Here is a 17472-nt window from a genome sequence, read left to right as displayed (position 1 = left end):
GGAGCCACGGGCTCCTCTTTTAGAGTGAGGAAACGAAAGCATGGGCAAGGTAACAGGCTTCTTGGAAATCGACCGGCAGGTGGCGAAGTATCAGCCGGCGTCTGATCGCATCCGGCATTTCCGTGAATTCACGATCCCCATGTCGGACCAGGAAGTGCAGAAACAGGCAGCCCGCTGCATGGACTGTGGCATTCCCTATTGCCACGGCCCGACCGGCTGCCCGGTGCACAACCAGATCCCCGATTGGAACGACCTCGTCTACAACAACAATTGGGAACAGGCGATCCACAACCTGCATTCGACCAACAACTTCCCGGAATTCACCGGCCGCGTCTGCCCTGCGCCCTGCGAGGAAGCCTGCACGCTGAACCTGGAAGATGCGCCCGTCGCCATCAAGACCGTCGAGCAGGCGATTGCCGACAAGGCCTATGAACTCGGCTTCATTCGGCCGCAGCCGGCAACCGTGCATACAGGCAAGAAGGTCGCGATCATCGGCTCCGGTCCTGCCGGCATGGCTGCCGCCCAGCAGCTCGGCCGCGCCGGTCACGATGTTCATCTCTACGAGCGCGAAAGCAAGCCGGGCGGCCTGCTGCGTTACGGTATCCCTGACTTCAAGATGGAGAAGAACTTCATCGATCGCCGCGTCGAGCAGATGAAGGGCGAGGGCGTCACCTTCCATTGCGGCGTCAATGTTGGCGTCGACGTCAAGATCGAGCAGCTTCTGGCTGACTATGATGCCGTGCTCTATTGCGGCGGCTCGGAAACCCCGCGCGAGGCTGGTATTCCCGGTACGACGCTTGCCGGCGTTCATGACGCCATGCCCTATCTTGTGCAGCAGAACCGCCGCGTCGGCCGCGAAAACATCGACAGCGTCGGCTGGGCCGCCGATCCGATCCTGGCCGGCGGCAAGCATATCGTCGTCGTCGGCGGTGGGGATACGGCATCCGACTGCGTCGGCACGGCATTCCGCCAGGGCGCGGTGAAGGTGACGCAGCTCGACATTCGTCCGCAGCCGCCGGAGAAGGAAGACAAGCTCGCCGTATGGCCTTTCTGGGCGACGAAGATGCGCACCTCCTCCTCGCAGGCCGAGGGTGCGGTTCGTGAATTCCAGGTCGCAACGCTGGAATTCGTCGGTGAAGACGGCGTGCTGACGGGCGTGAAGTGCTGCGAAGTGGACGATCGCCGCAAGCCGATCGCCGGCACGGAATTCGTCATCCGCGCGGATCTCGCTTTCATCGCCATCGGCTTCCGCGGCCCGTTCACCGACAGTGTGCTGAAGGAACTCGACGGCAAGCTGACGCTGAATACCGACCGCCGTGGTTCGACGAACATCGTTGCCAATGACAAGGACTACAAGACTTCGGTCGACAAGCTCTGGACGGCCGGCGATATTCGCCGCGGCCAGTCGCTGGTCGTCTGGGCGATCCGCGAGGGCCGCCAGGCCGCGCGTGCGATCGACGAGGCCCTGATGGGTTCGACGGTTCTGCCGAACTAAGTTGTGCTGTCTTTTCGCGCGAAGTGATTGAAGGCCGGGTCTGTAGCGAACCCGGCCTTTGTCGTTACCGGTTTGCGGCGATGTTCCAGTTGTAGATGCAGCGATCGAGGCCGATGGCGATTTCGAGCACGGCGATGTCGTGGTCTACCGCCGGCCCTTTCTTCGGCTGGCTGCGGTAGCGTTCTGGAAAGTCCGTGCGTCTCGAAATCGAGCAGACCTCCATCCATTTGTCGCCATTGTCGACCTCGATATCCATCGTCACCTCGGAATAAGCCGGGAGCCGATCGGACGGGACGATCCTCGTCGGCAGATGGATGACCGAGGCGATCATCCGGCGCACCGGTTCCAGCGAGGCGGCGTGGTAATCATTGCCGCTGTCGGCGGTGAAGGCGCATTGGAATTCGAGCTGCCAGAATTCCTTGAGACGGACATGCTTGCTCGGCTGATCCTGTTCGCGGCGATAGGACTTGCCGGCCTGCCAGACGCATAGCGGCAGTCTTGTTCGCGAATGGTTTCCGAGAAGATGCTGCATATAGACATAGGTCGAAGGCGTCGTTTCTGGCCGCAGCACGAGTTCGGCCTCGGTGTTCGACATTCGCTCCTGCACCCATATGTCCGAGTTGGAATAGGCATCCGAAACGAGGTTTCGAGGTATCAGGGTCGGGGCCTCGACCCTGCGGATATCCCAGGCGGGGTTTGCGGAACGCAGGAAGCGTGCGACTTCATCGGAAAAGAGACGGACGAGATCGTCGCGCAGGCGGATATCTCGCTCTTCCCAATGAACGAGCGAATTGACGTTATAGATATTGAGCACGTGCCATTCTCCATGGGCAACGTTGATGTCTTGAGGTGGGGGCTTTACGTCCAGCAGCCGCCGGACACGTCAACGCCTCCGGCCGTCACGACTGGACGCGGAGACCTCGGCCGGAGAAAGCGCGCAGAGCTGCAGCCTGCAGGCAGGTGCAGTAACGATCGAGATGATCTGCGCTTTCGGTGCTCATGCAGTTCTTCTATTGGCGGGGCGCGGCGTTGTCAAACCGTCTCCGCGCCGCCTATCGTGCGACCGATCCCGGCAATCTGTAGTCGTCCACGCGGCCGACCGGCGCCGGGTCCATCAGGCCCTTCTCGACCAGAAGATCGCGGGGTGATGAAGTTGTTGTGGCAGGGGCAGAGGCGCTGCCCAGGAGTTGCGAGCCGCCGTCGAGATCGGGGTCAGAGAGGCTCATCGGCTGCGTGCGGGTGATCTTTTCCGATTCTGTGCCAGGAAGATTGGCCTGTTGCGCCGGCAGCGGATTGCCCGTGTCCAGGCGCGTGATGTCAGGGCTTGCCTGATCTCCCAGGATCCGGCGTGCGGATTTCTCCAGATAAAAGGCGACCTTGCGCTTGCCGGCAGCCGTCAGGTTGACGCCATCCGCCGTCCTTAACCGGACCTGCTGGCCGTTGACATCGGAACCGGTGACGATGAACTCACCGTTCTGGTCGGTAAATCCGTCCCAGATGTCGATGAACTCGCCGCCGACGCTGGTGGTCTGGCTTTGATAGATCTGATTGAGCTTGACCGCGCTGGCGGTCAGCTGATCCGAGCCGAAGGAGGGCAGGCCGACCCAGAGCAGCGGGATGTGGCGGCTCGTCACCAGCTTGCCGAATTGCTGCACACGCTCTTCATAGGCAAGGAACCAGGGATCGGTACCGTATTTCTCGTTCAGCCCGTCGCCGATCATCTGCTGGCGATCATTGGCGCCAATCATGACGACGACCATGGCCGGTTTCAGCTGATCGATCATCCCGGGCAATTGTTGCGGCCAGTTGTAATAATCCTGCCGCACGAGGCCTGAGGCGACGTTGCCGCGTGACTGGATGACGACGCCGGGGGAGGTGGAGAAGGCATCCTCCAATCCCGTTGCCAAACCACTCGCCAGAAAATCGCCGACGACGAGGATGGTCTTGGCGTCGGGAAGCTTTTCCGCGGGCGGCGGCGTTTCCGGCTGCGCGACCGGCTGGCGCGGCGGCGGGGTCGGCCGCTTCTTCGGCTGTACCTTGCGCCGTGGCGGCGGCTGCTCGGCCGGCTGGTCCGGGTAATCGGGCTCGCGGGTGCCGAACAGCATGTCGAGCAGATTTCGCCGCGGCCGCTCCTGCGCCTGCGCGATATTCGGCAGGCAGCCAAGCGCGATGACGACCGTGAGAAATGCCGTCAGAATAATCCTTAGAGTTGCCATGGTCGCGCGGGCAGAGTGTTTCATCATAGCTTCTCTTCCGCTCGCGACTCCGTGGTCGCATAAGGACGATTTCATCGTCCGGCGATCCCGGATTCGCTCGAGGCGGCTTACTTGCGCAATGCCTTCAGCAGGCTCATCGAGGGCTCGCCATCCGCATCCATGCCCATGCGTTCCTGGACGGCACTGATGGCAGCCTTGGAGCCCGAGCCGAAATTGCCGTCGACCACGCCGTCATAATAGCCGAGTTCCTTCAGGCGCGTCTGCAGCTCGAATTTCTGCTTGACGTCGAGCGCGCCGCTCGGGCGGGGCCAGGATTGCTGCATGCCGCCATAGCCGGCGATCTGGTCCGCGAGCAGACCGACGGCGAGCGCATAGCTGTCGGAGGCGTTGTAGCGCTTGATGGTGAAGAAGTTGCCGGTCATCAGGAAGCCTGGGCCGTTCGGGCCGCCGGGCATCTTCAGCTGCGCGCGGTCGGAGGTCGTGCGGAAGCCCTTGCCGTTGGGGCGCACGAAGCCGAGGGCCGCCCATTGCGCAATCGTGTGTGTCTTGCCAGCCTGGGCGCCGCCACCGGGCGGCACGGTGACTTCATAACCCCAGGTACGGCCGGTATCCCAGCCGTTCTTGGCGAGAAGATTGGCTGTCGTCGCCAATGCGTCCGGAACGGAATTCCAGATATCGGCATGGCCGCTGCCATCGGCATCGACGGCATAAAGCAGGTAGCTGGTCGGGATGAACTGCGTATGGCCCATGGCACCGGCCCAGGAGCCGTTCAGATCCTTGCGCGAGATATCGCCCTTCTGCAGGATCTTCAGCGCGGCGATGAGCTGCTTCTTGGCATAATTCGCCCGTTTCGGATCGGCATAGGCAAGTGTCGCCAGCGCACGAGGCACATAATGCAGCCGATCATTCTTGGCTAGAACCGCGCCGTAATTGGATTCCATCGACCAGATCGCAAGCATGATGTTGCGATCGACGCCGAAGTGCTGTTCGAGCGTGCGCAGTGTGGATCCGTACTTGACCGCCATCTTGCGGCCAATATCGACCGTATAGGGATTGACACGGGAGTCGAGGTAATCCCAGATCTGGGACTTGAATTCCGGTTGGTACTGCGCCTTTTCGAGGACCGTGGGGTCTGGGTCCGTCACGCCGGCAAATGCATCGCGATAGGTTGATTGCGTAATGCCGCTTTTTGCGGCGGTAGCGTAGAAGCCCGCGATCCATTTTTGGAACCCAGGGTCAGCATTGGCGTTAACGGGAAGGAATCCCGCCAAGGCGCCGAGCGCGAGTGCCAAAGCGAGACCACGAAGGGAGTGTTTGCGGTTTACGGTCATCTACAGCCTTGTCCATCAATCGTTGGATTTCGGTGCGGCGATGCACGTAGCATCGGCCCATGCGTGACGCTAAACGAACGAAGTCAACAAATTCTTTACCATGGAAGTTCGCGTCAGTCATTATTTGCAAAACAGTAGCAAATTTAATCTACTGACCTTTAGAATGGCTTGGTGCCAACTGATTTAATGCCCAGGAGGTATGAGTGGGACAGCATAAGAAGGTTCGTAAGGCAGTATTTCCGGTTGCCGGACTAGGGACGCGGTTCTTGCCGGCGACCAAGGCGGTGCCGAAGGAGATGCTGACCGTCGTGGACAAGCCGGTGATCCAGTATGTCGTCGACGAGGCGATGGAAGCGGGCATCGAGCATTTCGTGTTCGTCACGGGCCGTAGCAAGCACGTCATCGAAGATTATTTCGATATTCAGTTCGAGCTTGAGCAGACGCTGCGCCAGCGCAACAAGAACGCCGAACTGTCGCTGCTGAACGGCCTGCTGCCGAAGGCCGGCACGGCGAGCTTCACGCGCCAGCAGGAGCCGCTCGGCCTTGGCCATGCCGTCTGGTGTGCCCGCGAGATCGTCGGCGACGAGCCGTTTGCGCTGCTTTTGCCCGACATGGTCATGCGCGCCGAAAAGGGCTGCATGAAGGGCATGATCGAGCTTTACGAGCACAGCGGCGGCAACGTCATCGCCGTCGAGGAATGCGCGCCCGATCAGACCCATAAATACGGTATCGTCGGCGTCGGCGAGACGATCGGCAGCGGCTTCCGCATCACGGAGATGGTCGAAAAGCCGGCCAAGGGCACGGCTCCCTCCAATTTCTTCATCAACGGCCGCTACATCCTGCAGCCGGAAATCTTCCGCATCCTGGAAAGCCAGGAACGCGGCGCCGGCAACGAGATCCAGCTGACGGACGGCATGCTGAAGCTTGCCAAGACACAGGATTTCGCCGGCTATCACTTCCAGGGCCAGACTTTCGACTGTGGCGCAAAGGATGGTTTCATCCTCGCCAACGTCGCCTTCGCCTTGGCGCGTGATGATATTCGCCCGACCATCGAGGACGAGTTCAAGGCGTTGATTTCGGCCCTGAAATAAGGGTTCGACCTTTTGGAGAAAATCTTGAGGCCTGGCATATGCCGGGCCTCAATTCATTTGAGCGGGCGGCTCAGATTTAAGCGAAGGCGGTGTTTAGCGTTTTACCGTCAAACCGAGGCCAGCCTGGAACTGCCGGGTGCTGTCGCCGACATCTCTGGTGGTCAGCTGATAGCCGACATTGCTGGTGAGATCGAGGTAGCGGTTGATCCCCCAGGTTAATCCGAAAGCGGCGTCGTATTCGATTTCGTCGGCGGCGCTGCCATTGGAGGGGTAATTGCGCCAGGTCGGGCCTCCCGTCAGCTTGGCGGTGAGGTCGTCGCGCAGCTGATGGCTTATGGCGCTCGTGAGCTGATAAGCGGTGTAGCCGCTGAGGCCGGCCGTCGTGGAGGGCTGGACAGTGGTCGAAAGGCCGACGCTGATATCGGTGCCGCGCTGCGGCGACCAGGCGAGGCTGCCGTCGATCGTCGGCGAGTCGACCGAGCCCAGGCGCGAATCGTCGAACTCCGTGTGCTGGTAGCCGAAGCCAAGCTCACCCTTGAATTTCTCACCGAGGTCGACTTCGACGCCGCCCTTGCCGCCATAGCTCTGGTTCGAGCGGGCATAACCGTTGCTGTCGCGCGTCTCATCGTAGACGGCGCGACCGAGGGTGACTTCGACGAAGGGGATGATGGCGGGCGATAGCTCGTAGCCGATACGGCCGCGCCACGTTCCTGCCGTCTGGTTGCGATCGCTGAGGGTGACCGTCGTCCCATCCGAAAGCACGGCGTCGGAATAGACGCTGCGTGTCAGCGCCACGGCCGTCGTGCCGCGCAGCAGGCCGAAATCGCGTTCCAGCGAGAGCCCGGCCGTGTATTGGTTGACGGCGGATTGCTTCGAGGCGCCGGCGATCGCATTGGGATCACTCGTGTCCTCACGGTAGAATTGATAGCCGGCGGTGACATGCGCGGTCGTGTCGGCGGGAAGATCCAGCCGCAGGTCGGCATTCAGATTGACCGTCGGCTTTTCTTCGCCCGTGCCGCCGATGTTCCTCTGCCACACGCCTTCGCCGGTGATGGTCAGGGCGTGGCGATCCCAGTCCGATGTCAGGGTGCTGCGCAGATCGGTCTGCAGGAAGGTGCGGTTGTCCTTGACGTCACCGGTGCGATCCCGCTCGATATTGACCGACTGGTTGACCGAAGGGCGCAGGGTGAAGGTGCCGAGCGGTATGCCTTGGGCATCTGCTCGATCCGGATACTGGCGGGCCTTCAGACCGTCGACGGCGGATTCCCGCAGGTTCACGCGGCGCAGATCGTTATCCAGCGTCGAGCCCGTGGTTGTGGGGTCGATGCCGGTGAGGCGCAGCGGTGCGTTCAATGGTGCGTCGCTGGAGGCCGATGCCTGGTTTGCCGGCGCGGCCGTCTGGCTGTTGGTAGCGGGCGCGGCATTTGGATCGGTCGGGGATGCCGACGTCGAGGCAGGCAAGGTATCGTCGAGGTTCTGGTCGGATGGCAAGGATTGCGCGTTGACCGGCAGCGGTGCGGTAAATGCGATACCCCAGCCGAGCACGGCGGAGGTCGCCCATGCCGCCAGCCGGAAGGCACCATGACCCGCCTTGTCCTTGCCGATGCCCATGTTGTTTATATCTGACCCTGCTGGAAATGACCTAAATTCTTACCCAAGTGTAAAGCCGCGTGGTTAACGCTTGGTTGCCAAGCGATGGCGACAAGAAAGGGTTCGACAATATTTGTCGGGAAGGCGTTGCAGGCTGTCGCATCGCCAAAAGTCGATCTTTGGTGGACAGATTTGCAGAAAAGCGTTAGGCCTCGCTCATGAATAAGAGAGCTGTAAGACTCATCGAGAACGGTGCGATCGAATCCGCGATGCGAACGATCGAGACCGAGAGACGGGGCATGGAAGCGCTGGAACGCGCACTGACCAATGGTCTGGCCGAGCCCTTCAGCCGCGCTGTCGAGCTCATCGGCGATATCAGCGGCCGTGTCGTCATCACAGGTGTCGGCAAGAGCGGCCATATCGGCAACAAGCTCGCCGCAAGCCTGGCTTCCACGGGTACGCCGGCTTTCTTCGTGCATCCCGTCGAAGCCAATCACGGCGATCTCGGCATGATCACGCAGGCTGACGTCATCATCGCCATCTCCTGGGGCGGCGAAAGCGCCGAGCTGCGCGGCATCATCAGCTATTCCCGCCGTTTCTCGATCCCGATGATTGCGATCACCGCCGGCGAAACTTCGACGCTTGCTCGCGAATCTGATGTCGTGCTGCTGCTCCCTAAGGAGCAGGAGGCCTGCCCGCATGGTCTGGCGCCGACGACATCGACGCTGCTGCAGCTTGCGATCGGCGATGCCCTGACCGTTGCCCTGCTTGAGGCGCGCGGCTTTACGGCCGAAGATTTCCGCACCTTCCATCCTGGCGGCAAGCTGGGCGCCAGCCTCTCGCACGTTGCCGATATCATGCACAAGGGCGATCGCGTGCCGCTGGTCAAGCTCGGCACCGGCATGCCCGAGGCAGCGATGACGCTATCGAAGATGCGTTTCGGCTGTGTCGGCGTGATCGATGACGATGGCTGCCTGTGCGGCATCGTGACGGATGGCGATATCGCCCGCAACCTCGGCACCAGCCTCGCAGAGATGCTCGTCGACGAGGTAATGACCCGCAACCCGAAGACGGTGAAAGAAACGACGCTGGCGACGAGCGCCATGGCCGTACTCAACCGTCACAATATCTCGGCGCTCATGGTCATCGATGAAGCGCGTCGGCCGATCGGTGTCGTGCATTTCCACGACCTGCTGCGGATCGGCGTTGCCTGATCAGACCGGTTCGACCGTAAGGTCGCGGCCGTTGCTGGCGACCACTTTGACGCGCGTACCAACCGGCAGGTCCGGCCCGCTGACGGTCCAATAGGTATCATTGAGGCGAATGCGCCCGCGGCCTTCGGCGATCGGCTGGTCAAGCGTTGCCGTGCGCCCGACCAGGCTGGCGCCGCGCTGGTTCAGGAACGGTTCGTCGGTGACCTGGTTGTTGTTGTAGAGGTAGCGGCGTCCGATAAGGGTAACGATGACGGCGGTGGCAGCGAAGATGAGCCCCTGCACCTGCCAGACCCAGAAGGTGTTTTCCCAGAAGAGAAGCGACAAGGCTCCGACGATGATGCCGGCAAGTCCGATCCAGACCAAGAAGAAGCCTGGGAGGATCAATTCGGCGGCAAGCAGCACCAGACCCACGAGCCACCAGCTCCAGGGGCCGAGTTCGACGATGAGATTGTCGAACATCTCAGCTCTCCTTCGGCGGCAGTGGATTGATTGACGGCGTGGTGCGTGCGGGGCCAGCGCGCGGACGGGGCGGTTGCGGCGTGCCGCTGCCGTCACCATTATCGCCGAAGACTTCGCGAGCAATGGCGCCGATACCGCCGAGCGAACCGATGATGGAGCTCGCCTCCACCGGCATGAGGACAATCTTCGAATTGCTGGCGGAGCCGATCGCGGTCAGGGCTTCGGTGTATTTCTGGGCAACGAAGTAGTTGATCGCCTGCACATTGCCCTCGGCAATCGCTTCGGACACCACGCGGGTCGCCTTGGCTTCGGCCTCGGCCAGGCGTTCGCGTGCTTCTGCATTGCGGAAGGCTGCCTCGCGCTGGCCTTCGGCCTGCAGCACGGCCGCCTGTTTGGCGCCTTCGGCACGCAGGATCTGCGCGTTGCGCAGGCCTTCCGCTTCCAGCACCTGGGCACGCTTTTCGCGCTCGGCCTTCATCTGCCGGCCCATGGCGTCAACAAGATCCTTCGGCGGCTGGATATCCTTTATTTCGACGCGCGTCACCTTGATGCCCCAGGGTTCAACCGCCTCATCGACGACGCGCAGCAGGCGCTCATTGATGGCGTCACGGTTCGACAGAAGTTCATCAAGATCCATCGACCCCATGACCGAACGGATGTTGGTCTTGGTGAGGTTGAGGATCGCGGTTTCGAGATTGGTGATCTGATAGGCAGCCTGCGCCGCATTCAATACTTGAAAGAATGCCACCGCATCGGCAGAGACGCTCGCATTATCCTTGGTGATGACCTCCTGGGTCGGCACCGCCAACACCTGCTCCATCACGTTCATCCGCACGCCGATCGTTTCGATGAAGGGTACGATCAGATTGAGTCCTGGTTCCAGCGTGCGGATGTAGCGGCCGAAGCGCTGGACTGTGTACCGATAGCCCTGCGGTACGGTCTTGATGCCTGCGAACAGCACCAGGATGACCAAGACCACCACGGCAATCACGACGATACTGAAACCACCGACGACCATCGAACTCCTCCATGGACGCGCCTGCCTGAGCAGGTTCGCGTCGCGTAAACCGCTACCGTTCGGCCTCACTATGCTCGGTCGAGCTCATGAGGCGGCAGCTCAATCTGATGTGGTGGGTTAGCATGTTCTCAGCAAGGGAGGAATGGGGCTAGATCAGGCGTTTTACTATGGCGCAGGTCAACCAATCGCCGTCCGGGTCTTGCGCCCGGCGATTGATATTCATACTTTATATGGAGATTTCCGGCTCCGCTGCCATGCAGCTTTTCGGGCCTAGCCATTGCGCATCATCAGGGTGAAGCTATGAACTTAGATAGGACCTTGCGGTCGGTTGTGGCCGTGCACGCCTCAATTCCGGAAGACGCCTTCACTGCGGCAACGCTCGGCACCCGCAGGGAGGGCAGTGGCGTTGTCATTCGCGGAAACGGCCTGGTACTGACGATCGGTTATCTCATTACCGAAGCCGACGAGGTCTGGCTCACCACCAATAGCGGTCGCGTCGTGCCCGGTCATGCGCTTGCCTACGATCAGGAGACGGGGTTCGGCCTCGTGCAGGCGCTCGGGCCTCTCGATGTGCCCGCCCTCGAATTCGGCGATACCAACAAGGCCGAGATCGGTGATGAGGTCGTCATCGCTGACGGGATCGGCCAGTTTGTCGAGGCGAAGATCGTCGCCAAGCAGGAATTCGCCGGCTATTGGGAATATCTGCTCGACGAGGCGATTTTCACCGCGCCAGCCCATCCGTCCTGGGGGGGAGCAGCGCTTGTCGACGAGGATGGCAAGCTTCTCGGCATCGGCTCGCTGCATCTGCAGATGGCGACCCAGAATGGCGACAGCGCCGATATCAATATGATCGTGCCGATCAACCTTTTGATGCCGATCCTGGACGATCTGATCAAGCGCGGTCATGTCAACAAGCCGCCGCGGCCCTGGCTCGGCGCCTTCTCCGCCGAAAGCAATGGCGAAGTGGTCGTCATGAGCGTCACCGAGGGCGGCCCGGCCGCCAAGGCGGGCTTGCGCCGCGGCGATGTCATTTCGGAAATCCGGGATGGCGAAGTCGATGGGCTCGCCGATTTCTACCGCAAGATCTGGGAGAGTGGTCCGGCGGGATCCGAGATCCCCATGCGCGTCTTGCGCGACGGCCGCGAGGCCTGGCTGCGCGTCAAATCCGCCGACCGCGGCAGCTTCCTCAGAAAGCCGCAGCTGCAATAGAGCTGTGTCGCCGGCATCGCTGCCGGCGGTCTCTCACGCCCAGCCGAGCAGCTCCCGCCGCACGACCTTTTCCAGCACATTCATGCCGTCTTCGCTGTCGTTGAGACAGGGAATGTGAGTGAATTTGTCGCCGCCATTGTGATGGAAGGATTCAGCAGCCTGTTCGGCGATCTCTTCCAGCGTCTCGAGGCAGTCCGAGACGAAGCCAGGATTGAGTACGGCAATTCGCTTGGTGCCATCCTTGGCGAGCTGCTCCACAGTCTTGTCGGTATAAGGCTGCAACCATTCCTCCGGGCCGAAGCGCGATTGGAACGTGACCATGAACTGGTCTTCGGAGAGCCCAAGTTTCTCCCGTAGTAGGCGGCCCGTCTTCTGACAGAAACAGTAATAGGGATCGCCCAGCTTGAAATAGGACATCGGTATGCCGTGGAAGGAGGCGATGATCTTTTCGGGCTGCCAGTCGAGCGTCGCAAGGTGCCGGGTGACGGAATTGGCTAGCGCCTCGATATAGGTCTCGTCGTCGTGATATTGCGGGACAGTGCGGATCGCCGGCTGCCAGCGCATCTTCTGGAGCTTCTCGAACGCCTTGTCGTTGACCGTCGCCGTCGTTGCGGCCGCATATTGCGGATAGAGCGGAAAGAGCACGATGCGCTCGCAGCCATCGTCCTTCAGCGCCTGGATGCGATCGGCGATCGAGGGCTGGCCGTAGCGCATGGCCCAGTCGACCTTGACGTTGGGCAGGTCGCGCAGCCGCTCGGCCATCAGGTCGGACTGGTTGCGGGTATAGGTGCGCAGATAGCTTTCGTCCTTCTCCTTGTTCCAGATCGTCGCATAAGCCTTGCCGACTTTCCCCGGACGAGTGTTGAGCACGATGCCGAACAGGATCGGATACCATTTCCAGCGCGACCATTCGATGACGCGGCGGTCTGTCAGGAATTCGCGCAGGTAACGGCGCATCGAGGAGTAGTCGGTGCCATCAGGCGTTCCCAAATTGATGAGCAGCACGCCGACCTTGCCGTATTTCACGCTGGGGTGATCGGGCGAAAGCGTGGTCAGGTCTGCTGTCATCGATTGAATTCCTCTCAAGATACGAAGCACTTCACATAAGAACAAAAGCCGGTCCGGGAAAGCCCGGACCGGCCCTCTCATACGAGACAAATCGTCCTTACTTGGCCGGAACCCTCAACTTTTCGCCGACCGTCAGGTGGTGTGGCTTGATGTTGCGATTGGCGGCCACGAGTTTGTGCCATTGCTTGGCATCGCCGTAATAGATCTTGGCAAGATCCCAGAGCGTGTCGCCGGCGACGACGACGTGGGTTGTCGGTGTCTTTGGCGGTTCGCCGACCTTAGCTTCCGGCGCCGCTGTTGCCGGAGCCGTGGCGGCAGGTGCGGAAGCAGCCGGGGTTTCCGCCGCTGGAGCCGATGTGGCGGGTGTCGAGGCTGCCGGATCCGATTTTGCCGGAGCGGATGGTGTTACGGACGGGTTTGCCGGCATCGTCGTGCTTGGTATCGTCACAGCTGGGGGAGAAGAGGCTGGCGGTGTGGTCGTGGATGAGGCGCCGCCGCTATCGGTAGCAGCTGCTGCCGGCTTCTGCTCCGGTGCTGTCTGCGAGGTATCGGCGGGCTTTGCGGGTTCCGGCTGCGCAGCTGGCGCTGCCGCGGCTACCTGGGTTATGCGGCCGTCCGTATAGGGCTTATAAGGATTGTGCGCGCCAAGATAATCGGCGACCACCGATTCCAGATTGGGGCCGAAATCGTAGGCGTTCTTGCCATCCTTTGCGAAGACGGTGTAGCCGTCGCCGCCGGCGCGCATGTAGTTGTTGCTGACGACGCCGTAGGTTTTTTCGGGGTCGATCGGCTTGAATTCGGTGCCTTCCTGCACGTCGACGGAGACGAGGCGGCTGCCTGGCGGCTTCGATTTGTCGAAGCTGTATTTGAGGCCAGCAACTTGCGGGAAGCGGCCGGCGCCGTCATCGATCTGGCTGAGGCCGTTTTCGAGTGCGGCTTTCACGTCCGCGCCGGTCAGCTGGAAGGTTGCGACCGTGTTCTGGAAGGGCAGCACAGTCAGGACATCGCCCATGCTGACATCGCCGGCGCCGATGGAGGCGCGCAGGCCGCCGCCGTTCTGGATGGCGATGGAGATGCCCTGCGCCTTGGTGCGGTCAAGCATCGCATCGGCGACAAGATTGCCCATCGAGCATTCCTGAACACGGCAGATTTCACGCGCGCCCTCAATCGGCCCTTGCGAATTGCCGATGACCTTCTTGCGCAGTTCCTCGATCGGCTTGGCCATTTCCTGCACGCGGGCGGCGATTGCCGGATCGGGCTTGATCGAGGAATCGAGCAGGATCGGATCGCCCTTGGCATCCTTGACGGCGCCGTTGTCGTCGAAGGTGACGACGAGATCGCCGAGATATTTGCTATAGGATGCGGCCTGGACGACGGGGACCTTATAGCCCGCCGGATTGTCGACCATGGTCGGATAGGGGCCGGCCGCCTTCGGATCGGTATTCGACAGGAGCGTATGCGAGTGGCCGCCGACGACGACGCTGACACCGGCGATCTTGGCGATCTTCTCGACATCGCGCGGATAGCCGACATGGGTGAGCGCGATGATCTTGTTGATGCCTTGCGATTTCAGCGCATCGACTTCGGCGCTAATGGCGGCGGCATCGTCGGTGATCTTCACATGCGGGCCGGGAGAGGCGAGTTCAGGCGTTTCGGTGGTTACCGCACCGACGATGCCGATCTTCTGGCCGCCGATATCGAGCACGATCGACTTCTTGATGCGGTTGCCGAGCTTCGATTGGTCGTCGACCACCAGATTGGCGGTTACGACCGGAAATTGCGCCTTGTCGAGAAGGGCGGCCAGCGGGCCTTCGCCATCGTCGAACTCGTGATTGCCGACCGTCATGGCGTCGATCTTCATGTCGTTGAGGAATTCGACTTCGGCCGCACCCTTGTAGGTCGTGTAGAACAGGGAGCCCTGGAAATTGTCGCCGGCGTCGAGGACGACTACGTTCTGGCCAGCGAGCGCTGCGCGCCTCTGGTCGACGGCAGCCTTCAACCGCGCGGCGCCGCCGAAGCACTCGTTCTTGGCTTCCTCGGCCGCAGAGCAGGTGGCATCGAACTTGTTGATCGATTCGACGCGAGAATGGAAATCGTTGAAGTGCAGGATGTTGAGCTGATAGTCCGCGAAGGCGGCGCTGCTGCTCAGCGCCAGCAGCGTGGCGGCCAAAAGACCCACTCCGAAGGGCTGCTTCATCTGTCTCTCCTGTTGGTCATTGCAATCCGGCCCGCCTGTGCCCCAAGGCGGCCCCCCGTGGCAATGTTTTCATCCCGGGCAAGCGAGTGCAAGCAAAAGCTGTTGGCTTCATTAGGATTTTACAAAGCCACACAATGCGGTGCCAAATCAGGCACATGCCTCAACGGAGGCTGCGCCGTAGGATTCGCGCAGCGCCGCAGCGGCATTCCAGCCGACGGAGCAGAAGACGAGCGCACAGCAGAGGGAGGTGACAAGATGAAGATGTCGATTCCGCTTTCGGTAGAGCAGAATGGCGCTGGCGCCGTAGAAGAGCAAAACCGGCACGGCGAAAAGGAGAACGCTCGCCGGGCCGTCGCAATCGAGAGCCTCGATGCCCTGGGCCCGGTAGCTGTTGACGGGAAGGACCGTCGCCAGAACAGCGACGGGCAATGCTGCGATCAGTGCCAGATAGAGGATCAGCATTCCGCGCATGATGCCTTATCCGTCCATCAGGCCTTTATCAGCCCTGACGATTGAGCGAGAAGTGCCCACCGGTTTCGGAGGTGCAATTGAGCTGGCTGGGATTGGCCAGGAAGCAATTCACCTTCGAGGATGTGCGCTTGATGTTCGAATAGAGGTTGATCTGGATCACGCCCGACGGGTCGGTCGTATAGGTTCCGGATGCCATCTGCTGGTTGGTGCCGTCCGTCGTATGCGTTTCGAAGCGGCCGCCGTTGAATGTCGAGCTCAACCCGTTCGAATCGGCCCAGCTGCCTTCCACGGAATTCGTGCGCGGCTGGCCGCCGCCCGGGTTCATCGTCATCGGCGGCGGTCTGGAGCCGCCGAAATCGACGCAAGCAGATAGAGTTGCCGAGGCAGCAACGAGGGCAAGAACGGTTCTCATCTTCATAAATATCTCCCGCGAATAGGGGCGGTCTAAAGGCGTACTGGTTGCAAGGAAGATGGCGCGACCCTCGAACTAAAGCAAGACGTCACAGGCGATCTGCTTGATTTATCTGGCTTGCGTAACAAAAATGCCCGCACGACCTGTGCGGGCATTCGGGTCTTGCATCAAGCTGATGCTATACTCTTAGCGAACCAGAATGTTCCGGAACTGCCAGGGATCCTTGGTGTCGATGTCTTCCGGGAACAGGCCCGGGCGACCATCGAGCGGGGTCCAGTCGGTATAGTGACCTTCGACCGGGCCGAGATAGGGCAGCTGAACTTCGAGGCAGCGCTTGTAGTCGATCTCGTCGGCTTCGACGATGCCTGCCTTCGGGTTTTCCAGCGCCCAGACCATGCCGGCGAGAACTGCAGAGGTTACCTGCAGACCGGTGGCGTTCTGGTAGGGAGCGATGCGGCGCGTCTCTTCGAGAGACAGGCGCGAGCCGTACCAATAGGCATTCTTGGCATGGCCGTAGAGCAGCACGCCGAGTTCGTCGATGCCGTCTTCCAGCTCGTCCTCGTCGAGAACGTGATGAACCGGCTGCGGCGTGCCGCCGTTGCCGAACATCTCATGCAGCGAAAGCACGGCGTCGTTGGCCGGATGATAGGCGTAGTGGCAGGTCGGACGGAAGGTGACTTCGCCGTCCTTGTCGCGCACGGTGAAATAGTCGGCGATCGAGATCGACTCGTTGTGGGTCACCAGGAAGCCGTATTGCGGGCCGGGGGTCGGGCACCAGGTACGGACGCGGGTGTTGGCGCCCGGCTGTTCCAGATAGATGGCGGCCTTGCAGCCCTTCTTGTGCTTCTTGGCATTCTTCGGCATCCATTCTTCGTGGGTGCCCCAGCCGAGCTCGGCCGGCTGCAGGCCTTCAGAGATGAAGCCTTCGACCGACCAGGTGTTCCAGAAGACGTTGAGCGGCTTTGGATGCTTGGTGCGCTGCGTGTCGCGTTCGGCAATATGCACGCCCTTGACGCCGACCTTCTTCATCAGCTTGGCCCAGCCCTCGCGGTCATGCTGATCCGGCTCATCGAACTTCAGGCCGATATCCTTGGCGAGGTTGACGAGCGCCTGCTTGACGAACCAGGAGACCATGCCCGGGTTGGCGCCGCAGGTGGAAACGGCGGTCGAACCGCCCGGATTCTTTTCCTTCTCCTTGCGCATGGTTTCGCGCAGGGCATAGTTGGTGCGGTCGGCATTCTTCAGGTTCTTGTCGAAATAGAAGCCGAGCCAAGGTTCTACGACGGTGTCGATATAGAGCACGTCGAGCTTGCGGCACAGCTTGACCAGGTCGAGCGAACCGGTGTCGACCGAGAGGTTGACGCAGAAGCCCTGGCCGCCGCCTTCCGTCAGGAGCGGCTTCAGCAGATCCTTGTAATTGTCCTTGGTGACATATTCCTTGATATGACGAACGCCGTGCTTTGCCAGAATTTCCATATCGGCTGGCTCTTCACGCGGGTCGATGACGACCATCCGGCTCTTGTCGAATTTGAAATGGCGCTCGATCAGGGGCAGGGTGCCACGGCCAATGGAGCCAAAGCCGATCATCACGATCGGACCGGTAATTTCGGCATATACCGGATAGTTGTGTTTCGTCATTCTTTTCTCCTTCGAAAGGCAGGACGCCGTTCGGTTCACGAAATCTAGTTAGAGTTTGCGCGA

The 17472-nt window shown here is 61.0% G+C and carries 15 protein-coding genes; 4 read left to right on the top strand and 11 right to left on the bottom strand.

Annotation, left to right across the window (positions count from 1 at the left end):
* Positions 1-40 precede the first annotated feature (40 nt).
* The gene (locus tag GA0061103_RS15180) at positions 41-1495 is read left to right on the top strand and encodes a glutamate synthase subunit beta (protein WP_092712437.1); all 1455 of its coding nucleotides are present in this window, start codon (positions 41-43) and stop codon (positions 1493-1495) included.
* 64 nt (positions 1496-1559) lie between these two features.
* On the opposite strand, the gene GA0061103_RS15175 is transcribed toward GA0061103_RS15180, so the two are convergent.
* The 3 genes from GA0061103_RS15175 to GA0061103_RS15165 form a co-directional block, all read right to left on the bottom strand.
* On the bottom strand, positions 1560-2309 hold the full coding sequence (locus tag GA0061103_RS15175) for an aminoacyl--tRNA ligase-related protein (RefSeq protein ID WP_092712435.1): 750 nt from the start codon (positions 2307-2309) through the stop codon (positions 1560-1562).
* Positions 2310-2547: 238 nt separating this feature from the next.
* A complete protein-coding gene (locus GA0061103_RS15170; protein WP_092712433.1) occupies positions 2548-3738 on the bottom strand; it encodes an SGNH/GDSL hydrolase family protein in 1191 nt (396 codons plus the stop codon).
* 80 nt (positions 3739-3818) lie between these two features.
* On the bottom strand, positions 3819-5042 hold the full coding sequence (locus GA0061103_RS15165) for a lytic murein transglycosylase (protein WP_092712431.1): 1224 nt from the start codon (positions 5040-5042) through the stop codon (positions 3819-3821).
* A gap of 203 nt (positions 5043-5245) precedes the next feature.
* Here GA0061103_RS15165 and galU point away from each other — a divergent pair, with 203 nt between their 5' ends.
* On the top strand, positions 5246-6133 hold the full coding sequence (gene galU, locus GA0061103_RS15160) for a UTP--glucose-1-phosphate uridylyltransferase GalU (RefSeq protein ID WP_092712429.1): 888 nt from the start codon (positions 5246-5248) through the stop codon (positions 6131-6133).
* A gap of 93 nt (positions 6134-6226) precedes the next feature.
* Here galU and GA0061103_RS15155 read toward each other — a convergent pair whose 3' ends face one another.
* A complete protein-coding gene (locus GA0061103_RS15155) occupies positions 6227-7744 on the bottom strand; it encodes an outer membrane beta-barrel protein (protein WP_092712427.1) in 1518 nt (505 codons plus the stop codon).
* Positions 7745-7941: 197 nt separating this feature from the next.
* Here GA0061103_RS15155 and GA0061103_RS15150 point away from each other — a divergent pair, with 197 nt between their 5' ends.
* Positions 7942-8937 carry a KpsF/GutQ family sugar-phosphate isomerase gene (locus GA0061103_RS15150; protein WP_092712425.1) on the top strand — a complete coding sequence of 332 codons (996 nt, stop codon included), beginning with the start codon at positions 7942-7944 and terminating at the stop codon, positions 8935-8937.
* Here the strand turns inward: GA0061103_RS15150 and GA0061103_RS15145 are convergent, their stop codons facing one another.
* Positions 8938-9396, bottom strand: coding sequence for an NfeD family protein (locus tag GA0061103_RS15145; RefSeq protein WP_092712423.1), 459 nt, complete (start codon positions 9394-9396; stop codon positions 8938-8940).
* A 1-nt stretch (position 9397) separates the two neighbouring features.
* Positions 9398-10414, bottom strand: a complete 1017-nt coding sequence (locus GA0061103_RS15140; RefSeq protein WP_092712421.1) for an SPFH domain-containing protein — start codon at positions 10412-10414, stop codon at positions 9398-9400.
* A 300-nt stretch (positions 10415-10714) separates the two neighbouring features.
* Here GA0061103_RS15140 and GA0061103_RS15135 point away from each other — a divergent pair, with 300 nt between their 5' ends.
* Positions 10715-11623 (top strand): S1C family serine protease, encoded by a 909-nt coding sequence (locus tag GA0061103_RS15135; protein ID WP_092712419.1) that lies wholly within the window; start codon positions 10715-10717, stop codon positions 11621-11623.
* A 33-nt stretch (positions 11624-11656) separates the two neighbouring features.
* Here the strand turns inward: GA0061103_RS15135 and hemH are convergent, their stop codons facing one another.
* From hemH to GA0061103_RS15110, 5 genes are all read right to left on the bottom strand, one after another.
* Positions 11657-12691: a ferrochelatase gene (gene hemH / locus GA0061103_RS15130; protein WP_092712417.1), complete on the bottom strand. Its 1035-nt coding sequence runs from the start codon at positions 12689-12691 to the stop codon at positions 11657-11659.
* Between the two features lie 97 nt (positions 12692-12788).
* Positions 12789-14888: a 5'-nucleotidase C-terminal domain-containing protein gene (locus GA0061103_RS15125; protein WP_092712415.1), complete on the bottom strand. Its 2100-nt coding sequence runs from the start codon at positions 14886-14888 to the stop codon at positions 12789-12791.
* Between the two features lie 147 nt (positions 14889-15035).
* The gene (locus GA0061103_RS15120) at positions 15036-15359 is read right to left on the bottom strand and encodes a hypothetical protein (protein ID WP_092712413.1); all 324 of its coding nucleotides are present in this window, start codon (positions 15357-15359) and stop codon (positions 15036-15038) included.
* A 28-nt stretch (positions 15360-15387) separates the two neighbouring features.
* Positions 15388-15777 (bottom strand): outer membrane lipoprotein Omp10, encoded by a 390-nt coding sequence (gene omp10 / locus GA0061103_RS15115; protein WP_092712411.1) that lies wholly within the window; start codon positions 15775-15777, stop codon positions 15388-15390.
* A 180-nt stretch (positions 15778-15957) separates the two neighbouring features.
* Entirely contained in the window at positions 15958-17409 is a 1452-nt protein-coding gene (locus GA0061103_RS15110) for a homospermidine synthase (RefSeq protein ID WP_092712409.1), read from the bottom strand.
* Positions 17410-17472: the final 63 nt, after the last annotated feature.

It is taken from the genome of Martinezella multihospitum, assembly GCF_900094585.1.
Classification (GTDB): Bacteria; Pseudomonadota; Alphaproteobacteria; order Rhizobiales; family Rhizobiaceae; genus Rhizobium; species Rhizobium multihospitium.
Note: the sequence above shows the minus strand (reverse complement) of the source record. Positions and strands in the feature narration are given on the sequence as shown.